Source organism: Paraburkholderia sp. JHI2823 (assembly GCF_038900695.1).
In the GTDB taxonomy this organism is placed as follows: domain Bacteria; phylum Pseudomonadota; class Gammaproteobacteria; order Burkholderiales; family Burkholderiaceae; genus Paraburkholderia; species Paraburkholderia mimosarum.
The window spans coordinates 1-24,616 of the sequence record NZ_JAYMRY010000054.1 but is presented as its reverse complement, the minus strand read 5'-3'; the positions used below and the strand labels follow the sequence as shown (position 1 = coordinate 24,616).

Annotated in this window: 24 protein-coding genes; 11 read left to right on the top strand and 13 right to left on the bottom strand. The window is 65.2% G+C overall.

The features are described from left to right. The first annotated feature begins 14 nt into the window (after window positions 1-14). Complete coding sequence (locus VSR34_RS34010; RefSeq protein WP_342964723.1) at window positions 15-500, top strand: GNAT family acetyltransferase; 486 nt, start codon at window positions 15-17, stop codon at window positions 498-500. A gap of 92 nt (window positions 501-592) precedes the next feature. On the opposite strand, the gene VSR34_RS34005 is transcribed toward VSR34_RS34010, so the two are convergent. From VSR34_RS34005 to VSR34_RS33975, 7 genes are all read right to left on the bottom strand, one after another. Next, window positions 593-1,309 (bottom strand): ABC transporter ATP-binding protein, encoded by a 717-nt coding sequence (locus VSR34_RS34005; RefSeq protein ID WP_028213368.1) that lies wholly within the window; start codon window positions 1,307-1,309, stop codon window positions 593-595. Beyond that, on the bottom strand, window positions 1,309-2,085 hold the full coding sequence (locus VSR34_RS34000) for an ABC transporter ATP-binding protein (protein WP_028213369.1): 777 nt from the start codon (window positions 2,083-2,085) through the stop codon (window positions 1,309-1,311). The genes VSR34_RS34005 and VSR34_RS34000 overlap by 1 nt, the downstream gene beginning before the upstream one ends. Before the next feature lie 15 nt (window positions 2,086-2,100). Then, on the bottom strand, window positions 2,101-3,270 hold the full coding sequence (locus VSR34_RS33995) for an ABC transporter ATP-binding protein (RefSeq protein WP_028213370.1): 1,170 nt from the start codon (window positions 3,268-3,270) through the stop codon (window positions 2,101-2,103). Window positions 3,271-3,286: 16 nt separating this feature from the next. Next, window positions 3,287-4,237 (bottom strand): branched-chain amino acid ABC transporter permease, encoded by a 951-nt coding sequence (locus VSR34_RS33990; RefSeq protein ID WP_028213371.1) that lies wholly within the window; start codon window positions 4,235-4,237, stop codon window positions 3,287-3,289. 213 nt (window positions 4,238-4,450) lie between these two features. Beyond that, entirely contained in the window at window positions 4,451-4,906 is a 456-nt protein-coding gene (locus VSR34_RS33985) for a hypothetical protein (protein ID WP_342964722.1), read from the bottom strand. Between the two features lie 400 nt (window positions 4,907-5,306). Beyond that, on the bottom strand, window positions 5,307-6,281 hold the full coding sequence (ispH, locus tag VSR34_RS33980) for a 4-hydroxy-3-methylbut-2-enyl diphosphate reductase (protein ID WP_028213373.1): 975 nt from the start codon (window positions 6,279-6,281) through the stop codon (window positions 5,307-5,309). Window positions 6,282-6,286: 5 nt separating this feature from the next. Beyond that, window positions 6,287-6,742, bottom strand: a complete 456-nt coding sequence (locus VSR34_RS33975) for a peptidylprolyl isomerase (protein WP_028213374.1) — start codon at window positions 6,740-6,742, stop codon at window positions 6,287-6,289. Window positions 6,743-6,931: 189 nt separating this feature from the next. On the opposite strand from VSR34_RS33975, the gene radC reads away from it, so the two are divergent. From radC to nadB, 4 genes are all read left to right on the top strand, one after another. Beyond that, a complete protein-coding gene (gene radC / locus VSR34_RS33970) occupies window positions 6,932-7,756 on the top strand; it encodes a DNA repair protein RadC (protein WP_174480086.1) in 825 nt (274 codons plus the stop codon). Window positions 7,757-8,024: 268 nt separating this feature from the next. Beyond that, entirely contained in the window at window positions 8,025-8,258 is a 234-nt protein-coding gene (gene rpmB, locus VSR34_RS33965) for a 50S ribosomal protein L28 (RefSeq protein WP_027794135.1), read from the top strand. Between the two features lie 10 nt (window positions 8,259-8,268). After that, a complete protein-coding gene (rpmG, locus tag VSR34_RS33960; RefSeq protein ID WP_027794136.1) occupies window positions 8,269-8,436 on the top strand; it encodes a 50S ribosomal protein L33 in 168 nt (55 codons plus the stop codon). A 275-nt stretch (window positions 8,437-8,711) separates the two neighbouring features. Next, entirely contained in the window at window positions 8,712-10,313 is a 1,602-nt protein-coding gene (nadB, locus tag VSR34_RS33955; protein ID WP_028213375.1) for an L-aspartate oxidase, read from the top strand. 93 nt (window positions 10,314-10,406) lie between these two features. On the opposite strand, the gene nadC is transcribed toward nadB, so the two are convergent. The 5 genes from nadC to purN all read right to left on the bottom strand — a co-directional run bounded on the left by nadC (window position 10,407) and on the right by purN (window position 16,273). Next, window positions 10,407-11,306 (bottom strand): carboxylating nicotinate-nucleotide diphosphorylase, encoded by a 900-nt coding sequence (gene nadC, locus VSR34_RS33950; RefSeq protein WP_342964721.1) that lies wholly within the window; start codon window positions 11,304-11,306, stop codon window positions 10,407-10,409. After that, window positions 11,307-12,437 carry a quinolinate synthase NadA gene (nadA, locus tag VSR34_RS33945; RefSeq protein ID WP_342964734.1) on the bottom strand — a complete coding sequence of 377 codons (1,131 nt, stop codon included), beginning with the start codon at window positions 12,435-12,437 and terminating at the stop codon, window positions 11,307-11,309. It abuts the gene before it with no gap. 167 nt (window positions 12,438-12,604) lie between these two features. Next, window positions 12,605-13,801, bottom strand: a complete 1,197-nt coding sequence (locus VSR34_RS33940) for an acyl-CoA desaturase (protein ID WP_028213378.1) — start codon at window positions 13,799-13,801, stop codon at window positions 12,605-12,607. Between the two features lie 424 nt (window positions 13,802-14,225). Then, complete coding sequence (locus VSR34_RS33935) at window positions 14,226-15,617, bottom strand: RsmB/NOP family class I SAM-dependent RNA methyltransferase (RefSeq protein ID WP_028213379.1); 1,392 nt, start codon at window positions 15,615-15,617, stop codon at window positions 14,226-14,228. Further along, window positions 15,614-16,273, bottom strand: a complete 660-nt coding sequence (gene purN, locus VSR34_RS33930) for a phosphoribosylglycinamide formyltransferase (RefSeq protein WP_342964720.1) — start codon at window positions 16,271-16,273, stop codon at window positions 15,614-15,616. The genes VSR34_RS33935 and purN overlap by 4 nt, the downstream gene beginning before the upstream one ends. Before the next feature lie 167 nt (window positions 16,274-16,440). Between purN and VSR34_RS33925 the strand changes: the two genes are divergently transcribed. The 6 genes from VSR34_RS33925 to dut all read left to right on the top strand — a co-directional run bounded on the left by VSR34_RS33925 (window position 16,441) and on the right by dut (window position 23,783). After that, on the top strand, window positions 16,441-17,436 hold the full coding sequence (locus tag VSR34_RS33925; RefSeq protein WP_028213381.1) for a bifunctional riboflavin kinase/FAD synthetase: 996 nt from the start codon (window positions 16,441-16,443) through the stop codon (window positions 17,434-17,436). 144 nt (window positions 17,437-17,580) lie between these two features. Further along, on the top strand, window positions 17,581-20,430 hold the full coding sequence (gene ileS, locus VSR34_RS33920; protein ID WP_028213382.1) for an isoleucine--tRNA ligase: 2,850 nt from the start codon (window positions 17,581-17,583) through the stop codon (window positions 20,428-20,430). Continuing rightward, window positions 20,430-20,945, top strand: coding sequence for a signal peptidase II (gene lspA, locus VSR34_RS33915; protein ID WP_028213383.1), 516 nt, complete (start codon window positions 20,430-20,432; stop codon window positions 20,943-20,945). Before ileS ends, lspA begins: the two co-directional genes overlap by 1 nt. A 76-nt stretch (window positions 20,946-21,021) precedes the next feature. After that, a complete protein-coding gene (gene coaBC, locus VSR34_RS33910; protein ID WP_342964733.1) occupies window positions 21,022-22,233 on the top strand; it encodes a bifunctional phosphopantothenoylcysteine decarboxylase/phosphopantothenate--cysteine ligase CoaBC in 1,212 nt (403 codons plus the stop codon). A gap of 67 nt (window positions 22,234-22,300) precedes the next feature. Then, the gene (locus VSR34_RS33905; protein ID WP_028213385.1) at window positions 22,301-23,305 is read left to right on the top strand and encodes an LLM class flavin-dependent oxidoreductase; all 1,005 of its coding nucleotides are present in this window, start codon (window positions 22,301-22,303) and stop codon (window positions 23,303-23,305) included. A gap of 31 nt (window positions 23,306-23,336) precedes the next feature. Beyond that, the gene (gene dut / locus VSR34_RS33900) at window positions 23,337-23,783 is read left to right on the top strand and encodes a dUTP diphosphatase (RefSeq protein WP_028213386.1); all 447 of its coding nucleotides are present in this window, start codon (window positions 23,337-23,339) and stop codon (window positions 23,781-23,783) included. A gap of 51 nt (window positions 23,784-23,834) precedes the next feature. Here the strand turns inward: dut and VSR34_RS33895 are convergent. Further along, a partial coding sequence (locus tag VSR34_RS33895) for an amino acid permease (protein WP_342964719.1) occupies window positions 23,835-24,616 on the bottom strand: 782 nt, incomplete at its 5' end.

Sequence of the window (24,616 nt, the reverse complement as noted above, 5' to 3'; positions counted from 1 at the left end):
GCGGAGCACGAGCGATGTCCGTCACGATACGTGCGTTCACCGAGGGCGACACCGAAGCGGTGCTCGCGCTCTGGCTGCAGGCTTTTCCCGAGTACAACGACGCGAGCCGGCCGCACCGCGATCCGCGCCTGTCGATCGCGAACAAGCTCGGCACGCAGCCGGAGCTTTTCTTCGTCGCGCTTCGTCACGATGGCGATGCAGGCGGCGATGATGACGGCGTGCTCATCGGTACGGCGATGGCGGGCTACGACGGCCATCGTGGCTGGCTCTATTCGGTCGCCGTCGCGCCCGAGGCGCGGCGCCACGGCGTCGGCACGCGGCTCGTGTGTCACGCGGAACGCGCGCTCGCCGCGATGGGCTGCCTCAAGCTCAACCTTCAGGTGCTCACCGACAAGGCCGAGGTACTCGCGTTCTACGAGCGGCTCGGCTATCGCGCCGACGCGGTCGTGAGTCTCGGCAAGCGTCTCGCCGCACAGGGATCCGAAGCACTCGCTACCTGAGTGGCATGCTCAGCATCATGAAAAAAGCCGCATGGTTTTCGCACCATGCGGCTTTTGTCTTTATGCGGCCGCGAGGACCGCAATGCGATGCCTTACTCGCCCAGATACGCGGCGCGCACCTTCGGATCGTCGAGCATCTGCTTCGCCTCGCCTTCCATCGTCACGAGGCCCGAGTCCATCACGTAGCCGCGATTGGCTGCCTGCAGCGCGAGACGTGCGTTCTGCTCGACGAGCAGCACGGTGATGCCTTCCGACGAGATCGTGCGCACCACTTCGAAGATCTTCTCCACCATGATCGGCGAGAGACCCATCGAAGGCTCGTCGAGCAACAGAAGCTTCGGCTTGCTGATGATCGCGCGCGCCATGGCCAGCATCTGCTGCTCGCCACCCGAGAGCGTGCCCGCGAGCTGCGTGGCGCGCTCCTTCAGGCGCGGGAAGAAGCCGAACATGCGGTCGACGTCCTTCTGGATGCCTTCCTTATCGTTGCGCAGGTACGCGCCCATCTGCATGTTCTCGACGATCGACATGCGTGCGAAGATGCCGCGGCCTTCCGGCACCATCGCGAGGCCGCGCTTCAGAAGCTCGTACGCCGGCACGCCCTTGATCGACTGGCCGTTGTACTCGATGTCGCCCGCCGAGTACGGCTTCAGACCCGTGATGGCCTTCATGGTCGTCGTCTTGCCCGCGCCGTTCGCGCCGATCAGCGTGACGAGTTCGCCCTGGCGGACTTCCATGTCCACGCCCTTGACCGCCTGGATCCCGCCGTAATTGACCTGCAGACCCTTGATTTTCAGGACCGGTGTAGACATCAGTGAACCCCTCCACCCAGATACGCCTCGATCACCTTCGGGTCTTTCTGCACGTCGTGCGGCAGCCCTTCGGCGATCACCTTGCCATAGTCGAGCACTGTCATCCGGTTGCACAGGCCCATCACCAGTTTCACGTCGTGCTCGATCAGCAGGATGGTCTTGCCATCGGCGCGGATCTTGTCGAGCAGGCGCGTGAGTTCGACCTTCTCGGTCGCGTTCATGCCGGCCGCCGGCTCGTCGAGCGCGAGCAGCTTCGGATCGGTCGCGAGCGCGCGCGCGATCTCGAGGCGGCGCTGGTGGCCGTACGAGAGATTGCGTGACGTGTAGTCCGCGTACTGCGCGATGCCCACGTATTCGAGCAATTCGAGCGCGCGCTCCTTGATCTCGCGCTCTTCCTTGCGCTCGGCCGGCGTCTGGAACACGGCGCCGAAAAGCCCGTGCTTCGTGCGCACGTGGCGGCCCACCATCACGTTTTCGAGCGCGGTCATGCCGCCGAACAGGCGAATGTTCTGGAACGTGCGCGCGATGCCCGCCTTCGCCACCTGATAGACGGCGGTCGGCGTATAGGCCTCGTTGTCGAGCTTGAACTCGCCCGAGTCGGGCGTGTAGAGGCCGGTGATCACGTTGAAGAACGTGGTCTTGCCTGCACCGTTCGGGCCGATCAGGCCGTAGATCGTGCCTTCCTCGATCTGCAGGCCGACATCCGAGAGCGCCTGCAAGCCGCCGAAGCGTTTGTTCACGCCCTTCACGGACAGGCGGATAGATTTGCTGCTCATATTCTGTTCTCCCCGTTATGCGCGAATCGGCTTCTTGCTGGCGCGCTTGGCGATCTTCGCGATCTTGTCTTCGTGCTTCGCCGCGGGCCACAGGCCTTCGGAGCGATAAAGCATGATGACGACCATGGCGAGACCGTAAAGGAGCTGGCGAATCACTTCCGTATCGACGACTTCATGGCCGAACAGCATGTGCTGGAGCGGGCCCATCGTCGAGCGCAGGAACTCGGGGAAAATGGCGAGCAGCACGGCGCCGAGAATCACGCCCGGAATGTGGCCCATGCCGCCCAGCACCACGCAGGCGAGCACCACGACCGATTCCCAGAACGTGAACGATTCCGGCGACACGAAGCCCTGGAACGCACCGAACATCGCACCCGAAAGGCCGCCGAACGACGCGCCCATCGCGAACGCGAGCAGCTTGACGTTGCGGGTGTTGATGCCCATGGCCTTGGCGGCGATTTCGTCTTCGCGGATCGCGGCCCATGCGCGGCCGATGCGCGAGTGCTGCAGGCGCGTACACACCCAGATCACGAGCAGCGCGCAGATCACGAACACGTAGTAGTACATGTAGACCTGCGTGAACGTGAAGCCGAGGATCTCGTGCGGCTGCGCGAAGTTGAAGCCGAAGACCTGCAGCGGCGCGACGCCCGTGATGCCCTGCGGCCCGTTGGTGATGTTCACCGGACGGTCGAGGTTGTTCATGAAGATACGAACGATTTCCCCGAAGCCCAACGTCACGATGGCGAGGTAGTCGCCGCGCAGACGCAGCGTCGGTGCGCCGAGCAGCACGCCGAACAGCGCGGCGAGCGCCATCGCGCACGGGATCACGATCCAGTACGGCGTATGCATGCCGCCCGGGAACATGTTGGCGATCCACGTGAACTGGTTCGCGAGGTGCGGCGAGGTCAGCAGCGCGGCCGTATAGGCGCCCACCGCGTAGAACGCGATGTAGCCCAGGTCGAGCAGGCCGGCGAAACCCACCACCACGTTCAGGCCCAGCGCGAGCATCACGTACAGCATGGCGAAGTCGAGCACGCGCACCCAGTAGTTGCCGCCCGTGGCGCCCACGACAAACGGGAGCGCCGCCACGAAGATCGCGGTCACGATGCCCACGGCGAGCGTCTTCGTCGTGTTCTTTTCGGGGATGAGCGTCGTCGACGGCTCGATCGGTTGGATTGAAGTCATGTTCTGCTACTCCCTCTTATGCGCGGTCCGCGACACGTTCGCCCAGCAGCCCCGACGGACGGAACACGAGCACGACGATCAGCACGATGAATGCGAAGACGTCCTGATAGTTACTGCCGAACACCCCGCCGGTCAGGTTGCCGATGTAGCCTGCGCCAAGCTGCTCGATCAGGCCGAGCACCACGCCGCCGACCATCGCACCGCCGAGGTTGCCGATACCGCCCAGCACCGCGGCCGTGAAGGCCTTCATGCCGGGGATGAAACCCATGTAGAAGTGCGCGTTGCCGTATTCCGAGGCGATCATCACGCCGGCCAGCGCCGCGAGTGCCGAGCCGATCATGAACGTGGCCGAGATCACGAAGTTCGGATTCACGCCCATCAGCGAGGCATTGTTCGGATTCTCGGCGATGGCGCGCATGGCGCGGCCGAGCTTGGTCTTGTGCACGAGGAGCAACAGACCCGCCATCACGACGAACGCGACGACGATGATGACGATTTCCGTCATCGAGATCACGGCGCCCACGCCGGTTTCAGTCGGCTTGATGACGTTGATCGGATCGGTCGAGATGAGCTGCGGGAAGGCCAGCGGATTGCGGCCCCAGACGATCATGGCGAGTGTCTGCAGCAGGATCGACACACCGATCGCGGTGATCAGCGGTGCGAGGCGCGGCGCGCGACGCAGCGGCCGGTACGCCACCTTCTCGATTGTGTACCCGACGGCAGCACACACGACCGCGGCGACTGCAAGGGCAATGCACAGCGTGGGGATGTTCCCGAGGCCCGGGAAGTGATTGTGCAGGACGTTGATCGCGGAGAGCGCGACCATGGCGCCCACCATGAGCACGTCGCCGTGCGCGAAGTTGATGATGCCCAGAATCCCGTACACCATGGTGTAACCGAGCGCGATGATGGCGTAAATGCTGCCAAGCACCAGCCCGTTCAGGATCTGCTGGATGAAAATATCCATTTAATGCTCCTTAGCCCGTGCAACCGGATTCACGCTCGTCATCGGCCGGTGGGCGATGGTTCACGGAACCGCAACGACACTTTCGGGTATTGAAGTAAAAACCGGTAACGGTTGGCCGCCCTGGTCCGCGTTGTCGCTGTGTTGCAGCGGCAGGCTCGCCAGAAGCGGATGCAAAAACGGCACCGTCGGATGGTTCGGTGCCGTCGGGTTCAATCAACTACGCGCCATATTCGCGGCGACGTATTCGCGATATGCCCCACGGCTGGCCATCGTGAATGCGTCGAACGTCATGACTCCCTCGTCCCGGCCGCCCGCGCACGCCGCCGCCTCAGCACTGAGATGCGTCGTAACAAAAGGGCGAGCCGGCACAACAACGCCGGTGCATGCACAAGCAAGCTGCATGCCAAGAACAATCGCTGTTGCGCCCATGCCGGTCTCGACAACGGAGGCTTGCCATGCGCCGCATGACACAGCCCCATTTGCCGACGACGCGGCAAAAGCAGACTCGAATTGCATTAATGAGGTCTCCTGCGCCTTCCGAAATGCATGTCCGAAGCCCTTTTTAAGGAACAACCAGATCTTCAGAACGCGCGCATTGTAACGCCAATTATGCGACGGGCAATATTGTTGAACCGGCAGGGTTTTCCTGCATTGCAACCACATTTCCACGGCTCAACGACAGCGGGGTTGCGCCGCGGGTTGCGCCGCATTTTCGTGCACCAGTTGCACCAAGATCCGGCAAGGCCGACATCAAGTGTTGCGAGTTGTTCCCGCAATGCCTTGTCAGGTGGGCATCGAATCGAATGGATAATATTTAAGGGAGAGCATACAAATATCGCCCGGGGCGTGGTGCACGCATGGCGAGATCGTCGAAACAACAGCTGAAATAAGGGGTCACACCACGCGATTCGGTACTGTGCGCTAGCGAAAACACTAATAAGACCACCCGCCCAATCCACGGTTAACCCGCTCGTCCGAATGGTCGAGCCCTTATTTAAGTTGCCGAGCGAACGCACTGCGCAAAAAAAAAGCGCCCGATTGGGCGCCATTTTTTTGGAGAGGTAAGGCCTCAGGCGGGCTGACCGAGCCCGCGAGGCAATGGAAACGCGATGTTCTCCTCAATGCCTTCGAGGGCGCGCACATTGCGCGCACCGAGTTCGTGCAGGCGGCGAATGATCTCCTGCGCAAGCGCCTCGGGAGCCGAGGCACCGGCCGTGAGGCCGATCCGGCGCTTGCCGGCGAGCCACTGCGGGTCGATCTGCTCGGGGGCATCCACCATATAGGCGGGAATGCCGCGCTTCTCGGCCACTTCGCGCAGCCGGTTCGAATTGGAGCTGTTCGGGCTGCCCACCACGATCACGACGTCGCACTGCGGCGCCATGAACTTGACCGCATCCTGGCGGTTCTGCGTGGCGTAGCAGATGTCCTGCTTCTTCGGCTCGCGAATCGCCGGAAAGCGCGCCTTGAGCGCCGCGATGATTTCGGCGGCGTCATCCACGGAAAGCGTCGTTTGCGTGACGAACGCCACGCGCAACGGATCGCGCAGCTGGAGCGCCTCGACATCGGCGATGTCCTCGACGAGGTACATGCCCTCGGCCACCTGCCCCATCGTGCCTTCCACTTCAGGATGGCCCTTGTGCCCGATCATGACGATGTCGAGCCCCTCGTCGCGCATCTTGGCGACTTCGACGTGCACCTTGGTCACGAGCGGGCAGGTCGCGTCGTAGACGCGCAGGCCGCGGGCCTCGGCGTCGGCGCGCACCGACTTCGAGACGCCGTGCGCACTGAAGATCACGGTGTTGCCGGACGGAACCTCATCGAGCTGCTCGATGAAGATCGCCCCCTTCTTGCGCAGATCCTCGACGACATAGGCGTTGTGGACGATCTCGTGGCGCACGTAGATCGGTGCGCCGTGCAGCTGGATGGCACGTTCGACGATCTCGATGGCCCGATCGACGCCGGCACAGAAGCCGCGCGGCTGGGCGAGCAGGATCTCGGCGTCGGTGAGGTCAGCGGCGAGGAGAGACGTGTCCGTGTTGGTCATGGGCTTTAGAGGATTCCGATGATTTGTACTTCGAACGCAACCGCCTGGCCTGCGAGCGGATGGTTGAAATCGAACAGGGCGGAGGTCTCGTTCACTTCCTTGAGCACACCCGCGTAGCGGCCGCCGTTGGGCGCATTGAATTCGATCAGGTCGCCCGGATTGAATTCGTCGCCGATCATGCCGTTTTCGCGCAAGGTCTTGAGCGAGACGCGCTGGATCAGGTCGGGGTTGCGCTGGCCGAACGCCACGCCCGGTTCTAGCCGAAAGGTCGAGTGGTGACCCACCTTCAGGCCCTGCAAAATGTCTTCCAGCGGCGGCGCGAGCTGGCCGGCGCCCATCAGCAGGGTCGCGGGGCGATCGACAAAGGTATTGACGATTTCCGTGCCATCGGCGAGCGAAAGCCGGTAGTGCAGCGTCACGTGGGAACCGGGTTTCACTTCGGAGATGTCGATGATGCTCATGCGTAACTCATTTCGTCGGAACGCGCGCTTCGCGCGTGCGCGCCGCAAGGCGCCTGTCCGGCCTGCGTCTGCCGGCCGGAAAGTTTCTATTGTAAGCCACTTGGCCGGGGCGGTCGCGGCACGTTTGTTCCCAGGCGGCATCACCGCCCGCCTGCACAGCGCGCTCCGGGCTTGCCTGCGGAGAATGTCATGACGGATCTCACCTGCATGCCGGAAACATCACTGTGGCGCAATTGCCGTGCCCTTTCTTCCCCGCCGGAGCCTGGATGTGCGGAGCCCGGCGCCGACGCAAGCGCTGCGGCCCCCGCGCCGGCGTCACCTTCGACATCCGCTAGCGTTGACGGGTCCGCTGCGGCACGCCGCCGCGACATGCCGCGCGAACGCTTGCGCACGGCCGGCCCCGCCGCGCTTTCGGACGTCGAATTGATCGCCATCCTGCTGGGCTCGGGATTGCCAGGCCACGACGTGTTCGGGGTCGCCCGCTCGCTGCTGGCCCATTTCGGCTCGCTGCGCGCCATGCTCGACGCCCAGCGTGAAGAATTCGAGGCCCTGCGCGGCATCGGTCCGGCAAAAGCTGCGTTGCTGCAGGCCGTAACCGAGGTCGCCCGGCGCTCGCTCGCCGAAGCGCTCGACGACAAGCCCCTCGTCGATTCCCCCGGCGCGGTGGAGGACTACTTGCGGCTCCTGATCGGCGGCCGGCCCCACGAGGTGTTCGTGTGCCTTTTCCTGGATGCGCGCCATCGGCTCATCCGCTCGGAAGAAAGCTCGCGCGGATCGCTCACCCGCATGGCGGTGTACCCTCGTGAAATCGTGCGACGCGCGCTGATGGTCAATGCCGCGAGCCTCATCGTCGCCCATAATCATCCTTCGGGCGCCGTGCAGCCCAGCGCGAGCGACCGGCGCCTCACGCGTGTGCTGCGCGAAACGCTGGCGCTCGTGGAAGTTCAGCTCATCGATCACCTCGTCATCGGCGCACGCGATACGTTTTCGTTTGCGCGCCATGGCTGGAATTGAGGCGCGGCACCCACGCGTCGCCAGTTTCACGCTGTGGCGCACAACAACATCCGTAAATCCTGTTTGATTTTCCAGGACTTTTGCTGTTAGAATCACGGTTTGCCTATTTCCAACCCTGTTCCAAAGCCCGTCAAGGCGTTCCAGGGGAAATATGGCCTGGGTTCGAGGTTGTCTCTCATCCATACGTGAGCGCGCTCCTGGTCCGGCCATTTCTCGCCTGGGAAACTTAAGCGGCTCTCGAACTCAGAATTTCCGTAGGAGTGTACTCATGGCACGCGTATGCCAAGTCACTGGGAAAGCGCCGATGAGCGGCAACAACGTTTCCCACGCTAACAACAAAACCAAGCGCCGTTTCCTCCCGAATCTGCAAAACCGCCGTTTCTGGGTTGAAAGCGAAAACCGTTGGGTGCGTCTGCGCATCTCGAACGCAGGCCTGCGCCTGATCGACAAGAACGGCATCGACTCCGTGCTCGCAGACCTGCGCGCACGCGGCGAACTGTAAGGAGTAAATCATGGCCAAGGGCGTCCGCGACAAGATCAAGCTGGAATCGACCGCAGGTACGGGTCACTTCTACACGACCACGAAGAACAAGCGCAACATGCCGGAAAAGATGTCGATCAAGAAGTTCGACCCGGTCGTTCGCAAGCACGTCGAGTACAAGGAAACCAAGATCAAGTGATCTGGTTCCGAGCCTGACGAAGACAGAAAAACCCCGCTCTTTAGCGGGGTTTTTCTTTTCTGGCACGGCTCGATGCCTTGCCGGCACGCGCCCCCGCCTCACTTCGCGACGCGCAACGGTGTTTTACCGGCCCCGCCGGAACTGTTGCTATCCGTTCGCGCGTCTCTCGGAGTATCCTTCCCGCTTTACACCGGCCGCCACACGTTTGTCATCCGCGTATGACAGCGCCCGATGGGGCACAAGGCGCAGTACAAGAGAGACGGAGAAGCAGGATCATGAATTTCGATGTAGCGATCGTCGGCAGCGGCCTCGCGGGACTGAGCGTCGCGCTGAACCTGGCCGATTCGCGACGCGTCGTGGTCATCGCCAAGCGCGCGATGACCGAAGGCGCGAGCGACCGTGCGCAAGGCGGCATTGCCGCCGTGCTCGATTCGGCCGACAGCGTGGAGAACCACGTGGACGATACGCTCGTGGCGGGCGGCGGCCTGTGCGACGAGGCGGCGACGCGCTACATCGTCGAGCATGGCCGGGCGGCCATCGAATGGCTGATCGACCAGGACGTGCCGTTCACGAGGGATGCCGCCGCCGAGCTAGGCTTTCACCTCACGCGCGAGGGTGGCCACAGCCACCGCCGCATCATCCACGCGGCCGACGCCACCGGCCACGCGGTCGTGCAGACGCTGCTCGAGCGCGCGCGCTCGCATCCGAACATCACGATTCTCGAAGACCACCAGGCGATCGACGTCATCACGTCCGACCGGCTCGGCCTCCCCGGCCGCCGCTGCCACGGCCTCTATGCGCTCGATCTCGAGAACGACCGCACGGTGACGATCCAGGCGCCGCATACGGTGCTCGCCACAGGCGGCGCGGGCAAGGTCTATCTCTACACGACGAACCCCGACACGGCCACCGGCGACGGCATCGCCATGGCGTGGCGCGCGGGCTGCCGCGTGGCGAACATGGAGTTCATCCAGTTCCACCCCACCTGCCTCTTCCACCCGCACGCCAAGTCGTTCCTGATCTCGGAAGCGGTGCGCGGCGAAGGCGGCGTGCTACGCCTGCCCGACGGCACGCGCTTCATGCCTGCGCACGATCCGCGCGCAGAACTCGCGCCGCGCGACATCGTCGCCCGCGCGATCGACTTCGAGATCAAGCGGCATGGGATCGATTGCGTGCATCTCGACATCAGCCATCAGCCGCCGGCCTTTCTCGAAGAGCACTTCCCGACCATCCTCGCGCGCTGCCACGAGTTCGGCATCGACATCACGAAGGAGCCGATTCCCGTCGTGCCCGCCGCGCACTACACGTGCGGCGGCGTCGTCACCGATCTGGCGGGACGCACCGATCTCGCAGGCCTCTACGCCGTCGGCGAGACCTCGTACACCGGGCTGCACGGCGCGAACCGCCTCGCCAGCAATTCGCTGCTGGAGTGCCTCGTGATCGGGCGCTCGGCTGCCGAGGCGATCGAAGCCGAAGGCTTCAGCGCGGGCGCCCACGCCCCGCTGCCCGACTGGGACGAAAGCCGCGTCTCCGACTCCGACGAGGAAGTCGTGGTCGCACACAACTGGGACGAACTGCGCCGCCTGATGTGGAACTATGTCGGCATCGTGCGCACCGACAAGCGGCTGGAGCGCGCGCAGCATCGCATCGCGCTGCTGCGTGATGAAATCCTCGAGTACTACGCAAATTTCCGCGTCACGCGCGACCTGCTGGAACTGCGCAACCTCGTCGACGTGGCCTCGCTGATCGTGGAAAGCGCGCGTTCGCGCCGCGAGAGCCGCGGTCTGCACTACAGCCGCGACTGGCCCAACTCGCTGCCCAAGGCGCTGCCGACGGTGCTAGCGCCCGAGCGCGTGCGCAACCGTACGGTTTCGTAAGCGCCCGCCGCCGGAAACGCCGCAAAAGACAAAGGCCGCCTCATTCCGAGGCGGCCTTTCTCATTGAGTGCTGCAAATCGAAAGCGTGCCGGTTCAGACGATGCGCATCGAAAAGTCCGTCGCTTGCACGTCTTTCGTCAAAGCACCAATCGAGACGCGGTCCACGCCCGTTTCCGCGATCGCGCGCACTGTCTCGAAGTTCACACCGCCCGAAACCTCGAGCACCGCGCGTCCGGCCGTGAGCTTCACCGCATCGCGCATCATCTCGATCGAGAAGTTGTCGAGAAGAACCGACTGCGCGCCATGGGCGAGCGCCGTTTCGAGCTGTTCGAGCGTTTCCACTTCGATCTGGACCGGCACGCCTGCATTGAGCGCCAGCGCCGCGTCGATTGCCGCGCCCACGCCGCCCGCCGCGGCAATGTGGTTTTCCTTGATCAGGATGCCGTCATAAAGCGCGAGGCGCTGGTTCGCACCGCCGCCCACTCGCACCGCGTACTTCTGCGCGAGGCGCAGGCCGGGCAGCGTCTTGCGCGTGTCCAGGATGCGCGTATTCGTGTGCGCGACCGTGTCGACGTAGCGGCGCGTCACGCTCGCCACGCCGGAAAGCAGCTGCAGGAAGTTCATTGCATTGCGCTCCGCCGTGAGCAGCGAGCGCGCCGGACCGCGCAAGGAGCACACGGTCGTGTCGGCGGCCATGCGGTCGCCTTCGCGATAGTGCCAGCGCACGTCGATGCGCGGATCGACGCGCTTCACCACGCCGTCGAACCACAGCACGCCGCACAGCACCGCTTCTTCGCGCACGATGATGCGCGCGTCGCGTATCTCGTCGGCAGGCACGAGGCGGCCCGTCTGGTCGCCGGGGCCGACGTCTTCTTCGAGCGCGTCGGCCACGTTGCGTGCAATCGCGGCGTCGAACGCCGCACCGTACTGCGTGCGCACATCGCCCAGCACGGGCGACACGGCGTCGATGGCGAGCAATTCGAGCGCACCCATTTACGCCGCCCCCACTTGCGAGAACAGCGCAGTGTCGCGCGCGAGGTCGCCGCTCGCCTGCACGCGGCGCTTGTGCTCCGCAGCAAACGCCAGCATGCGGTCGATTGGCTGACGGGCACGCTCGCCGATCGCAGCATCGACGTGAATCTCGTTGTGTCCGCGTTCCAGCACGTCGGCGAGATTCGCGAGGCCGTTCATGGCCATCCACGGGCAGTGCGCGCAGCTCTTGCAGGTCGCGCTGTTGCCGGCCGTGGGCGCCTCGATGAAGGTCTTGCCCGGCGCCGCGAGGCGCATCTTGTGCAGGATGCCGAGGTCGGTGGCGACGATGAAGCGTTGCGCGTCGAGCTTCACGGCAGCGTCGATCAGCTGCGTGGTCGAGCCGACCACGTCCGCGAGCGCCACGACGCTTTCCGGCGATTCGGGGTGGACGAGGATCTTGGCGTCCGGATATTCGGCGCGCAGCAGATCGAGCTCGATGCCCTTGAATTCGTCGTGGACGAGGCACGAGCCCTGCCACAGCAGCATGTCCGCGCCGGTCTTCTTCTGGATGTAGTTGCCGAGATGGCGGTCCGGCGCCCAGAGGATCTTTTCGCCTTTCGCGTGCAGATCGGCGACGATCTCGAGACCGATGGACGACGTGACCATCCAGTCTGCGCGCGCCTTCACGGCCGCGCTCGTGTTCGCATAGACGACGACGGTGCGGTCAGGATGCGCGTCGCAAAACGCCGAGAACTCTTCGATCGGGCAGCCGAGATCGAGCGAGCAGGTGGCGTCGAGGTCGGGCATGAGAATACGCTTGGTGGGGCTCAGAATCTTCGCGGTCTCGCCCATGAAGCGCACGCCGGCCACGACGAGCGTCTGCGCCTCGTGATCGCGGCCAAAGCGCGCCATTTCGAGCGAATCGGCCACGCAGCCGCCGGTTTCGTCGGCGAGCTCCTGCAGCTCGGGGTCCACGTAATAGTGCGCGACGAGCACCGCCTTCTCGCGCTTGAGCAACGCACGAATACGCTCCTTCAATGCCACGCGCTCCGCCGTGGACGGCGCATCGGGCACGCGCGCCCACGCCTGTCCGACGCTGCAGACGGCACCCTGCGGCCGGTCATATTCGACCTTCCTGATTGCCTGACTCATCATCTCCTGCCCCTACCGATCGCCGCGCCATCGAAGCCATTGTGGGGACTCCGGCTTTCATGCGGCCCAAAAAGAAAAACCCCGCCAGCGCGGGGTTTTGTGACGTCTCGTCATTCTAAAGGATTTTCCGGCGCCCCACTGGGGGACCCGAAATCCGGTCAAGCCGATCAGGCGTAGCGACGCAGACGCGACGCGAATTCCTGCAGCGCCTTGATACCGCTTTGTTCGGCGCGGTGGCACCAATCCTGGAGCTGCGTGAGCAGTTGTTCGCGCGAGGCGCTCGAACGTTCCCAGATGGCGGCCAGTTCGTTGCGCAGCTCGATGTAGGTGCGCAGCTTCTGGCTGTTCGCGAAAATTTGCGGAAGCTGGCGCTTCTGCGGCTCGTTCAGGCTGGCTTCTTCCTTGTCGAACCACTTGCGGGCGCCGCGCATGACCTTGTACTTCTCGCGCTCGCCCACTTCCTTGAGGTGCGCAAGCTCCTGGCGGTAGGCCTGCTTCACGGCCTTCGCGTAGCGCGCCATCACTTCGTAGCGGTTGGAGAGCACGGCCTGCAGCGTTTCGTGGTCGGGCACGAGCTTGCCCTTGGTGAGGCGCGGCGTGGGCGCGACCTTCTTCACCTTGGCGAGACCGACCGCCTGCATCATGCGGATATACATCCAGCCGATGTCGAACTCGTACCACTTGTTCGAGAGCTTCGCCGAGGTCGCGAAGGTGTGGTGGTTGTTATGCAACTCTTCGCCGCCGATGAGGATGCCGATCGGGAAGAGATTCGTGCTCGCGTCGGCCGAATTGAAGTTGCGGTAGCCCCAGAAGTGGCCAAGGCCGTTCACGACGCCCGCCGCCCAGAACGGAATCCATGCCATTTGCACGGCCCACACGGTGAGGCCGACCGCACCGAACAGCGCGACGTCGATCACCATCATGATGCTCACGCCGAGGATGGGGTAGCGCGTGTAGACGTTGCGCTCCATCCAGTCATTGGGCGTGCCGTGGCTGAAGCGGCGAAGCGTTTCTTCGTTCTTCGCTTCGGCGCGATAGAGTTCGGCGCCTTCGAGCAGCACCTTCCAGATGCCGCGCGTTTGCGGGCTGTGCGGATCTTCTTCGGTCTCGCACTTGGCGTGGTGCTTGCGGTGGATCGCCGCCCACTGGCCGGTCAACATGCCCGTGGTCATCCACAGCCAGAAGCGGAAGAAGTGGCTCGCGATCGGATGCATGTCCAGCGCGCGGTGCGCCTGGCAGCGGTGCAGGTACACCGTCACGCCGACGATCGTGATGTGCGTCGCCACCGCCGCGAACAGCACGATCTGCCACCACGAGAAATGGAGCAGCCCGTGGGCGAGGAAATCAAGCAGGGAGTTCAACAAGGTATTTACCCGTGAAGCGAAGCGCGTTGGCCTTTCAGCCCTGCGCCGGTGTCAAGAAAGTGAAAGCGATTCGATGCGGATGGACGGCATTCTACTAGAACCGTTCCAAGTGTTTGTAACAAAGGGAGATTTTTTTCTTTATCGGTGACGGCGTCAACGCCCGAAGCCCGTTTTGAGGCGCTTTGTCGCACCCCTGCCGACCGGTTTCGTAACATCTGGCCCCATCCCGCCTTTCACCGACACTCCGCAACTCGCGTCGCGCCGTGCACGCCGACGGCGCCGATCGCCGCGTGCTCCATCCTGAATCCGGGTCCGGCTTGTCGACACACCGACGCACCGACGCGCATCGGCGCGCACGCCAACGCGGGCCGTCCGGCACGTGCCAGCCGGTCCCGCAAAGGCCGCTCCCGACGCGCCGCTTACCTTACTTCGGCGCCCCTTCCGGCTCGGCGGCTTCGCTCTCTTGCGCCTTCGCGATCGCGTCGGACGCTTCCTGCGCTGCCGATGCCTCTTCAGGCGTAGTCTCAGCGCCCGCTGCCTTCGTCTTCGGCTTCGCTTCGCCGCGACGCTCCAGCACGGCGGCGAAGAAGCCGTCGGTCGCGTGGCGGTGCGGCCACAGCGACAGGTATTCGCCCGTGTCGAGGCCCACGCGCTGCTCGGCCAAGGCGTCGCGCGCGCTCACCAGCACGAACTCGGGATGCGCCTCGAGGAACTGCTTCACGACCGCCTCGTTCTCGGCTTCGAGAATGCTGCAGGTCGCGTAGACAAGACGGCCGCCGCGCTTCAGGAGGCGCGCCGCGCTCGTCAGAATCGAAAGCTGCTTGGGCGCCAGCTCCGCCACCGACTCGGGCGTCTGGCGCCACTTGAGGTCGGGGTTGCGGCGCAGCGTGCCGAGACCGGAGCACGGCGCATCCACCAGCACGCGGTCGATCTTGCCGATCAGGCGCTTGATCTTGGCGTCGTGCTCGCTGTCGATCAGCACCGGATTCACGTTCGAAAGGCCGCTGCGCGCCAAGCGCGGCTTGAGCTTGGCCAGGCGGCGATCGGAAACGTCAAAAGCGTAGAGGCGGCCCGACGAGCGCATCATCGCGCCGAGCGCGAGCGTCTTGCCGCCCGCGCCCGCGCAAAAGTCGACCACCATCTCGCCGCGGCGCGGCGCCACGAGCGTGCAGAGCAGCTGGCTGCCCTCGTCCTGCACCTCGAACCAGCCGTTCTTGAACGCGTCGAGCTTCGCGAGCGCCGGCTTGCCCGTCACGCGCACGCCGAACGGCGCGAACGGGGTTTCGCCGGCTTCGATGCCTGCCTCGGCCAGCGCGCGCTGCAGTTCGTCGCGGTTCGCCTTGATGGGGTTGGCGCGCAGATCGAGCGGCGCCGGATAGTTGAGCGCGGCGGCAAGCTGCGCAAGCTCGGCGGGCTGGAAGCGCGTTTCCAGCGCCTTCACGATCCACTCGGGCAGATTGAGCTGCACGCGTTGCGGCAGGCTCGCCGGGTCGATCTTCGAAACATGTTCGAGCCAGCTCGCCTCGGCGTCGGAAACGAACGGACGGATCGCCGAACGGCCGGCCGTCGCCATCAAACCGAGCAGCGTAAGGCGGCGCGTGGGACTGCCCGTGCCGCTCTCGGCAAGGTGCGCGAACTCCATGCGCCGGCGCAGCACGGCGAACACTGCCTCGGCAATCACGCCGCGCTCCGAGTGGCCGAGCTTCGGATGCTCGCGAAAGAAGCGGCTCGTCACGGCATCTGCCGGGCCCGTGAACTTGAGAACGTCGGCGAGCAATGTCTCGGTCTGTCCGATCAGAAAACCATGCAGTCTCATGCGCCCTCCCCGGCGGCTTGCGAGTCGTCAAAGAAGAGCCACTGCGGCTCGGCCGGCGTGAGCGTCACGCGCTCGCCGTCGAGCGCGAGGCGCCCTTCGACGAACCAGCGCACCGCGCGCGGATACATCACATGTTCGGTCTTGAGCACGCGCGCTGCGAGCGCCGCGGCGTCGTCGCCCGCGCGCACCGGCACCACCGACTGCGCGACGATGGGACCATGATCGAGCGTGGGCGTGACGAAATGCACCGTCGCGCCATGCACCCGGCAGCCGGCGTCGAGCGCCTGCTGGTGCGTCTTGAGACCCGGAAACATGGGCAGCAGCGAGGGGTGGATGTTGAGCATCCGGCCCGAATAATGGCCGACGAACGCTTCGGTCAGCACGCGCATGAAGCCCGCCAGCACGACGAGGTCGGGCGCGTAGCCGTCGATGACCTCGGCGAGCGCCGCATCGAACGAGGCGCGATCGGGAAACTGGCGGTGATCGACGACCGCCGTGGCAATGCCGTGCGACGCCGCGAACGCGAGTCCCGCGGCGTCGGGACGGTTGGCAATCACAGCGGCGACACGCGCCGGCCAGGTCTCGTGCGCGCAGGCGCGCACGATGGCTTCCATGTTGCTGCCCCGCCCGGAAATCAGGATGACGAGATTTTTCATCCGCGGATTTTATCATCGGGGGGCGTGCGCCACGCTCGTGCGGCGGCGATCGTCGCCTCGTGCGTTTATAATCTTCTGTTTCGTCGCGGTCCGTGGGCCGTTTGACCAGCACTTTGCACGCGTGCCCGGCCGGCGCGCTTTTCGAGGTTCCTCCAGGTTCCGCTATCGTGAGAGTCTTCCGCGGTCTTCCCAATGCCGAGAGTCGCGCGCCCTGCGCGCTCACCATCGGCAATTTCGACGGTGTCCACCGCGGGCATCAGGCGTTGCTCGCGCGCGTGCGCGCGGCGGCCGACGCGCGCGGCCTGCCCGTCTGCGTGATGACCTTCGAGCCGCATCCGCGCGAGTTCTTCAACCCGGCCGGCGCCCCGCCGCGCATCGCCATGCTGCGCGACAAGCTCGAAGCGCTGCGCGAGAACGGCGTGGACCGCGTCGTGGTCGAGCATTTCAACCACACGTTCGCGAGCCAGTCGCCCGAGGCGTTCGTCGAGCGCATCATCGTGAGCGGCCTGCACGCGCGCTGGATGATGATCGGCGACGACTTCCGCTACGGCGCGAAGCGCGCGGGCGACTTCGCCTCGCTGCAGGCGGCGGGCCAGCAGTACGGCTTCGAAGTCGAACAGATGGCGACCGTGGCCGATCCCTCGGGCGTGCGCATTTCCAGCTCCGCCGTGCGCGCGCAGCTGCACGCGGGCGACCTCGACGCCGCGCGCGCCTCGCTGGGCCGCGGCTACCACATCAGCGCGCACGTGACGCATGGCCTGAAGCTCGGCCGCGACCTCGGCTTTCCGACGATGAACCTGCTGATCGGCCACAAGCGGCCGGCGCTCAAGGGCATCTTCGTCGTGCAGGTGCATGGCATTGCCGACCACCCGCTGCCCGGCGTGGCGAGCCTCGGCCTGCGCCCTACCGTGGACGACTCGGGCCGCGTGCTGCTCGAAGTGCATCTGCTCGACTGGCACGGCGACGCCTATGGCAAGCTCGTACGCGTCGAGTTCCTCAAGAAACTGCGTGACGAGGAGAAGTTTGCCGACCTCGAAACGCTCACCGCCGCGATCGCCCGCGACGTGGCGAACGCCCGCGCGTGGTTCGCCGCCGCGGGCGCCCACGTGGCCGGCGGCGCTTCCACCGGGTTCGCCACCTCGGCCACCGACCGAATTAGATGACCTGCGCTCCGCGCGGGCTCGACGAGCACCGCACGGATTGCCCGCCCAGAGGCGTCGCGTGCCGCAAGCACGACATGCAGCGCCCGCGGCGACGGCGGCGCAACGCTGACGCCACGCATCCCCCGAATTCCACGTGATCTCACCATGAGCGACAAGAAAGCATCCTCCGGCAAGCCGCAGAAGACCGAATCGAAGTACCCCGTCAACCTGCTCGACACCCCGTTCCCGATGCGCGGCGACCTGCCGAAACGCGAGCCGCAATGGGTCAAGGAATGGGAAGAGAACCAGGTCTACGAGAAGATCCGCGCGGCCTCGAAAGGCCGCAAGAAGTTCATCCTGCACGACGGCCCGCCGTATGCGAACGGTGACATCCACCTCGGCCACGCCGTCAACAAGATCCTGAAGGACATGATCGTCAAGGCGCGCAATCTCGCGGGCTTCGACGCGGTCTACGTGCCGGGCTGGGACTGCCACGGCATGCCGATCGAAATCCAGATCGAAAAGCAGTTCGGCAAATCGCTGCCTGCCCAGGAAGTGATGCAGAAGGCGCGCGAGTACGCGGCCAGCCAGATCGAGACGCAAAAGAAGGGTTTCAAGCGCCTCGGCGTGCTCGGCGACTGGAACAACCCCTACAAGACGATGAACTTCGTGAACGAGGCGAACGAGATTCGCGCACTCGCGAAGATCATCGAGAAGGGCTATGTGTTCCGGGGCCTCAAGCCCGTGAACTGGTGCTTCGACTGCGGCTCGGCGCTCGCCGAAGCCGAAGTCGAGTACAAGGACAAGACCGACCCGACCATCGACGTGCTGTTCACGTTCGCGCAGCCCGCCGAAACGGCGGCCGCGTTCGGCCTCGCCGCGCTCCCGCGCGAGGAAGGCGGCATCGTGATCTGGACCACCACGCCCTGGACGATCCCGTCGAACCAGGCGCTCAACGTCCACCCGGAAATCACCTACGCGCTCGTCGACACGCAGCGCGGCCTGCTGATCCTGGCCGAGGAGCGCGTGGAAGCGTGCATGAAGGAATTCGGCCTCGACGGCAAGATCGTGGCCACGACCAAGGGCGAAAAGCTCTCGCTGCTGCGTTTCAATCACCCGCTCGCTTCGGCGCACCCGGGCTACAAGCGCACCTCGCCCGTCTACCTGGGCGACTACGTCACGACCGACACCGGCACGGGCATCGTGCACTCGGCGCCCGCCTACGGCGTGGAAGACTTCGTGTCGTGCAAGGCGCACGACATGGCGGATTCCGACATCATCAGCCCGGTGATGGGCGATGGCCGCTACATCGAGTCACTGCCGCTCTTCGGCGGCCTCTCGATCTGGGCCGCGAACCCGAAGATCGTCGACGCGCTCGACGCCGCCGGCACCCTGCTGCGCAGCGAGAAGTACGTGCACAGCTACATGCACTGCTGGCGCCACAAGACGCCGATCATCTACCGCGCCACGTCGCAGTGGTTCGCGGGCATGGACGTCAAGCCGAACGACGGCGGCAAGACCCTGCGCGAAACCGCGCTCGAAGGCATCGAGGCGACGGCGTTCTACCCTTCGTGGGGCAAGCAGCGTCTCTATTCGATGATCGCCAACCGCCCGGACTGGACGCTCTCGCGCCAGCGCCAATGGGGCGTGCCGATGGCGTTCTTCGTCCATAGGGAAAGCGGCGAGCTGCATCCGCGCACGCTGGAGCTGCTCGAACAGGTTGCGCAGCGCGTGGAGAAGGAAGGCATCGAAGCCTGGCAAACGCTCGACCCGCGCGAACTGCTCGGCGACGACGCCAACCTGTACGAGAAGAACCGCGACACGCTCGACGTCTGGTTCGATTCGGGCACGACGCACTGGCACGTGCTGCGCGGCTCGCACAAGGACCAACTGCAGTTCCCGGCCGACCTGTACCTCGAAGGCTCCGACCAGCACCGCGGCTGGTTCCACTCGTCGCTGCTCACGGCTTCGATGCTCGACGGCCGGCCGCCCTACAACGCGCTGCTCACGCACGGCTTCACCGTCGACGGCGAAGGCCGCAAGATGTCGAAGTCGCTCGGCAACGGCGTCGATCCGCATGAAGTGGCGAACCGCCTCGGCGCGGAAATCATCCGCCTGTGGATCGCCTCGACCGACTACTCGGGCGAGCTGGCCATCTCCGAAGAAATTCTCAAGCGCGTGACGGAGAGCTATCGCCGTATCCGCAACACGCTGCGCTTCCTGCTCTCGAATCTCTCGGATTTCGACTTCGAAAAGCACGCGCTGCCCGCCGGCGAGTGGCTCGAAATCGATCGCTACGCCGTGGCGCTCACGCACACGCTGCAAAACGACGTGCTCGCCCACTACGACCGCTACGAGTTCCACCCGGTCGTGGCGAAGCTGCAGACGTTCTGCTCGGAGGACCTGGGCGGCTTCTACCTCGACGTGCTGAAGGACCGCCTCTACACGAGCGCGCCCGATTCGAAGGCCCGGCGCGCCGCGCAAACGGCGCTGCACCACATCACGCACAGCCTGCTGCGCATCCTCGCGCCGTTCCTCTCGTTCACGGCCGAAGAAGCGTGGAAGGTGTTCCAGCCGCAAAGCGAAACCATCTTCACCGAAACCTTCCACGCGTTCCCGGACATCGCCGGCGCGCAGGAGCTGCTCGTGAAATGGACGCTGCTGCGCGAAGTGCGCGGCAACGTGACGAAGGCGCTCGAAGAGGCGCGCGTGGCGAACCAGATCGGCTCGTCGCTGCAAGCCGAAGTGCGCATTCTCGCAAGCGGCGCGCGCTACGATGCGCTCGCCTCGCTCGGCGACGACCTCAAGTTCGTGCTGATCACCTCGGCGGCGGAAATCGCGAAGGTGGAAAGCGAGGCAGAGGAAGGCGTCGAAGTGGTCACCTCGAAGTACCTCAAGTGCGAGCGCTGCTGGCACTACCGCGAGGACGTGGGCGCAAACGCCGAGCATCCGGGCCTGTGCGGCCGCTGCGTCGTGAATCTGTTCGGTGACGGCGAAAAACGGAGCGCGGCATAATGGCAAAAACCCTGCCGAAGCAGTCCCGGTCGAATGGCGCGGGCGGCACGCTCGCGCCGTGGCTCGGCGTCGCGGTGATCGTGATCCTCGCCGACCAGCTCACGAAAATCGCCATCAACAAGGTGTTCAGCTACGGCGAAGGCCGCGTGATCACGCCGTTCTTCAACCTCGTGCTGGTCTACAACAAGGGGGCGGCGTTCAGCTTCCTGTCGGCTGCGGGCGGCTGGCAGCGCTGGGCGTTCACGGCGCTCGGCGTGGCGGCGGCGCTCGTGATCTGCTATCTGCTCAAACGCCACGCCACGCAGAAGCTCTTTTGCACGGCGCTCGCGCTGATCATGGGTGGCGCGCTCGGCAACGTGATCGACCGCCTGCTGTACGGCCACGTGATCGACTTTCTCGACTTCCACGTGGGCGGCTGGCACTGGCCGGCGTTCAACCTCGCCGACAGCGCGATCACCATCGGCGCGGTGCTGCTGGTGTTCGACGAATTGCGGCGCGTGCGCGGCACGCGCTGAGTGCGCAGGCGAAGCCGGGCGACTTCGTTGCATGGGACCACAGTAAGGGAGCTTTGACTTGAACACGTCCGCTGCAATCCCAGGCGAGCTGGCCGGCCGCCACCTCGTGCTCGGCATGACGGGCGGCATCGCCTGCTACAAGATCGCCGAGCTCACGCGTCTGCTGACCAAGGCCGGCGCGACCGTTCAGGTCGTGATGAGCGAGGCGGCCACGCAGTTCATCACGCCCGTCACGATGCAGGCGCTCTCGGGCCGCCCCGTCTACACGAGCCAGTGGGACGGCCGCGTGCCCAACAACATGGCGCACATCGACCTCTCGCGCGAAGCGGACGCCATCGTCGTCGCGCCCGCCTCCACCGATTTCATCGCGAAGCTCGCCCACGGTTTCGCCGACGACCTCCTCTCCACGCTGTGCGTCGCGCGCGACTGTCCGCTGCTGGTGGTTCCAGCCATGAACCGGCAGATGTGGAACAACCCGGCCACGCAGCGCAACGTCGCCCAGATCCGCGCCGACGGCATCGAAACGCTCGGTCCCGATTCCGGCCCGCAGGCGTGTGGCGAAGTCGGCGACGGGCGCATGCTGGAGCCCGAGGCCGTCTACGAGGCGATCGTCTCCTTTTTCGCGCCGAAAGCGCTCGCGGGCCGCAAGCTCCTGATCACCGCCGGCCCGACCTTCGAGCCGCTCGATCCCGTGCGCGGCATCACCAACCGCTCGAGCGGCAAGATGGGCTTCGCGCTCGCGCGCGCAGCGCAGCAGGCCGGCGCCGAAGTGCATCTGGTCGCGGGGCCGGTCGCGCTGGAAACGCCGTGGGGCGTGTACCGCCAGGACGTGCAGACCGCGCAGCAGATGTACGACGCGGTGATGCGCGCCGCGCCGGACGCCGACGTCTTCATCGGTGTTGCAGCCGTTGCCGACTGGCGCGTCGATCATGTCGCCGAGCACAAGATCAAGAAGACGGCCGAGCACCGCATGCCCACGTTCGCGTTCGTCGAGAACCCGGACATCCTCGCCTCGGTCGCGGCCTTGCCGAATCCGCCCTACTGCGTGGGCTTCGCGGCCGAAAGCGGCGACCTCGACCGGCACGGCGAGGAAAAGCGCGCGCGCAAGAAGGTGCCGCTGCTGATCGGCAATCTCGGCCCGCTCACCTTCGGTCAGGACGACAATGAGGTCGTGCTGTTCGAAGCGGGCGGCCGCAAGCCGCTGCCGCGCGCAGCCAAGCAGGCGCTCGCGCAGACGCTCGTCGCCGAGATCGCGCGGCGTCTGCCCGACCAAAGCATCATCTCGTGACGCGCGCGCCGGCGCCCCTGTGTGCCGGCACACGGCGCCGCGAACGCAGGCAAGGAGCAGTACTGCCATGACACTGCTTTCCGTACTCGACCAGTCGCCCGTCATCGCCGGGCATACCGCGGCGGACGCCATCGCCGCCACCCTCGATCTCGCTCAACTCGCCGACGACCTCGGCTACACGCGCTACTGGTGCGCCGAGCATCACGGCCTGCTGGGCGTCTGCAATCCCTGCCCGGAAGTCATGCTGGCGCGTCTGGGCAGCGTGACGAAGCGCATTCGCATCGGCTCGGGGGGCGTCATGCTGCCCTATTACAGCCCGTTCAAGGTCGCCGAGCAGTTCATGATGCTCGAGGCACTCTTCCCGGGGCGCATCGATCTCGGTGTCGGACGCGCGCCCGGCGGCGACATGCGCACCGCGCAGGCCGTGGCCGCGGGCGCGTACAACCGCGGCGACCAGTTCACGCAGCAGGTACACGATCTCGTCGGCCTGATGGACGGGAAGCTGGCCGCCGACCACCTCGCGAGCGGCGTCGTGCTGCAGCCGCAGATCGAAACGCGCCCTCAGCTCTGGGTGCTCGGCTCCAGCGACTTCGGCGGCATACTGGCCGCGCAGCTCGGGCTGCGTTTTTCGTTCGCGCATTTCATCAATGCGCATTTCGGGCATCTCGTGGCCGAGGCGTATTTCGACCGCTTCAAGGCCGGTCACGAAGCAAAGCCGTATCTCGCGTGCGCCGTGTTCGCGATCTGCGCCGACACCGAAGCCGAAGCCGCCGATCTGGAAAAAGCCGTCGACCTGCGCCGCGTGCAGATGGCCTATGGGCTGAACGCGCCGGTTCCGAGCCTCGAACAGGGCCGCGCGCAGGAATACGGCGAGCGCGAGCAGATCGTGATCGACCGCGAAAAGCCGCGCAGCATCATCGGTACGCCGGATAGCGTCACCGAGCGCCTTCTCGCGATCAAGGACAACTTTCGCGCAGACGAACTGATCGTGCTGACCGTCGCGGGCAGCTACAAGGCTCGCCTGCGTTCCTACGAACTGCTTGCCGAGGCATTCGAACTGCCTCGCGCCTGACTAATCCCCTCCGTCCAACAACGCCAACTTCATGAAAATCGACATCAAGATCTTGAACGAGCGCATGCGCGACCAGCTGCCCCACTATGCAACACCGGGGAGCGCCGGGCTCGACCTGCGCGCTTGCCTCGACGCACCGCTCACGCTCGAACCGGGCGAAACGAAGCTCGTGCCGACGGGACTCGCCATTCACCTGGACGATCCCGGCTATGCGGCGCTGATCCTGCCGCGCTCGGGCCTTGGCCACAAGCACGGCATCGTGCTCGGCAACCTGGTCGGCCTGATCGACTCCGACTATCAGGGCGAGCTGATGATCTCCACATGGAATCGCGGCCACACGACCTTCACGCTCAATCCGCTGGAGCGCCTCGCGCAGCTCGTGATCGTGCCGGTCGTGCAGGCGCAGTTCAACGTCGTCGACGATTTCGAGGCGAGCGAACGCGGCGCGGGCGGCTTCGGCAGCACGGGCAAACACTGATCGCGGCTGGTCCCGCCAGCAACAGGAAAGCACGCCCCGGGCGTGCTTTTTTTATATGGAGGCTTCGGTTCGTCGCGCCGCCGTGGGACGTCGGCGATACCACAACGCATAGGCGACCACCAGCACCATGAGAAACGCGAAGCCGTAGGCCAGCGTCATGCGGAATTCGCGCGTAAAGGCCGTTCCGGCCAGGATGCCGAGCATGAGCAGTGCGCCCAGCACGCTCGTGAACGGGAAGCCCCACATGCGGAACCTGAGCGGTGCGCCGCTTTCGCGATCCTGGCGCACGCGGAAGAAGATCTGCGTGACGAAGATCATGAACCAGGTGAACATCGCGCCGAACATGGCGATCGACATCATCATCGTGAATGCCGCCTGCGGCCAGAGCGCATTGAGCACCGCCGCCACCGCTATGCCGATGGTGGAAAGCGAGAGCGCCGCCGTCGGCACGCCGTGGCGCGTGAGGCGTCCGAACGCCGCTGGCGCGTAGCCGGCGCGCGAAAGGCTGAACATCATGCGCGTGGTGATGTACAGCTGGCTGTTCATCGCCGAGAGCGCCGCCACGAGCACGATGAAGTTGATCGCGCCGGCCGCATAAGGCACACCGGTCGCCGCCATGACCTTCACGAACGGGCTTTCGTTGCCGCCGGCTTCCGTCCACGGCACGATGGCGAGCATGAGCGCCAACGTGAGCAGGTAGAACAGCACGAGGCGCAGCACCGTCGCGCGAAACGCGCGCGTGACGGCTCGCTGCGGATCCTGTGCTTCGGCGGCGGCCACGGCGATCGTCTCCACGCCGAGGTAACTGAAGAGCGAGACGATCGTCCCCACCC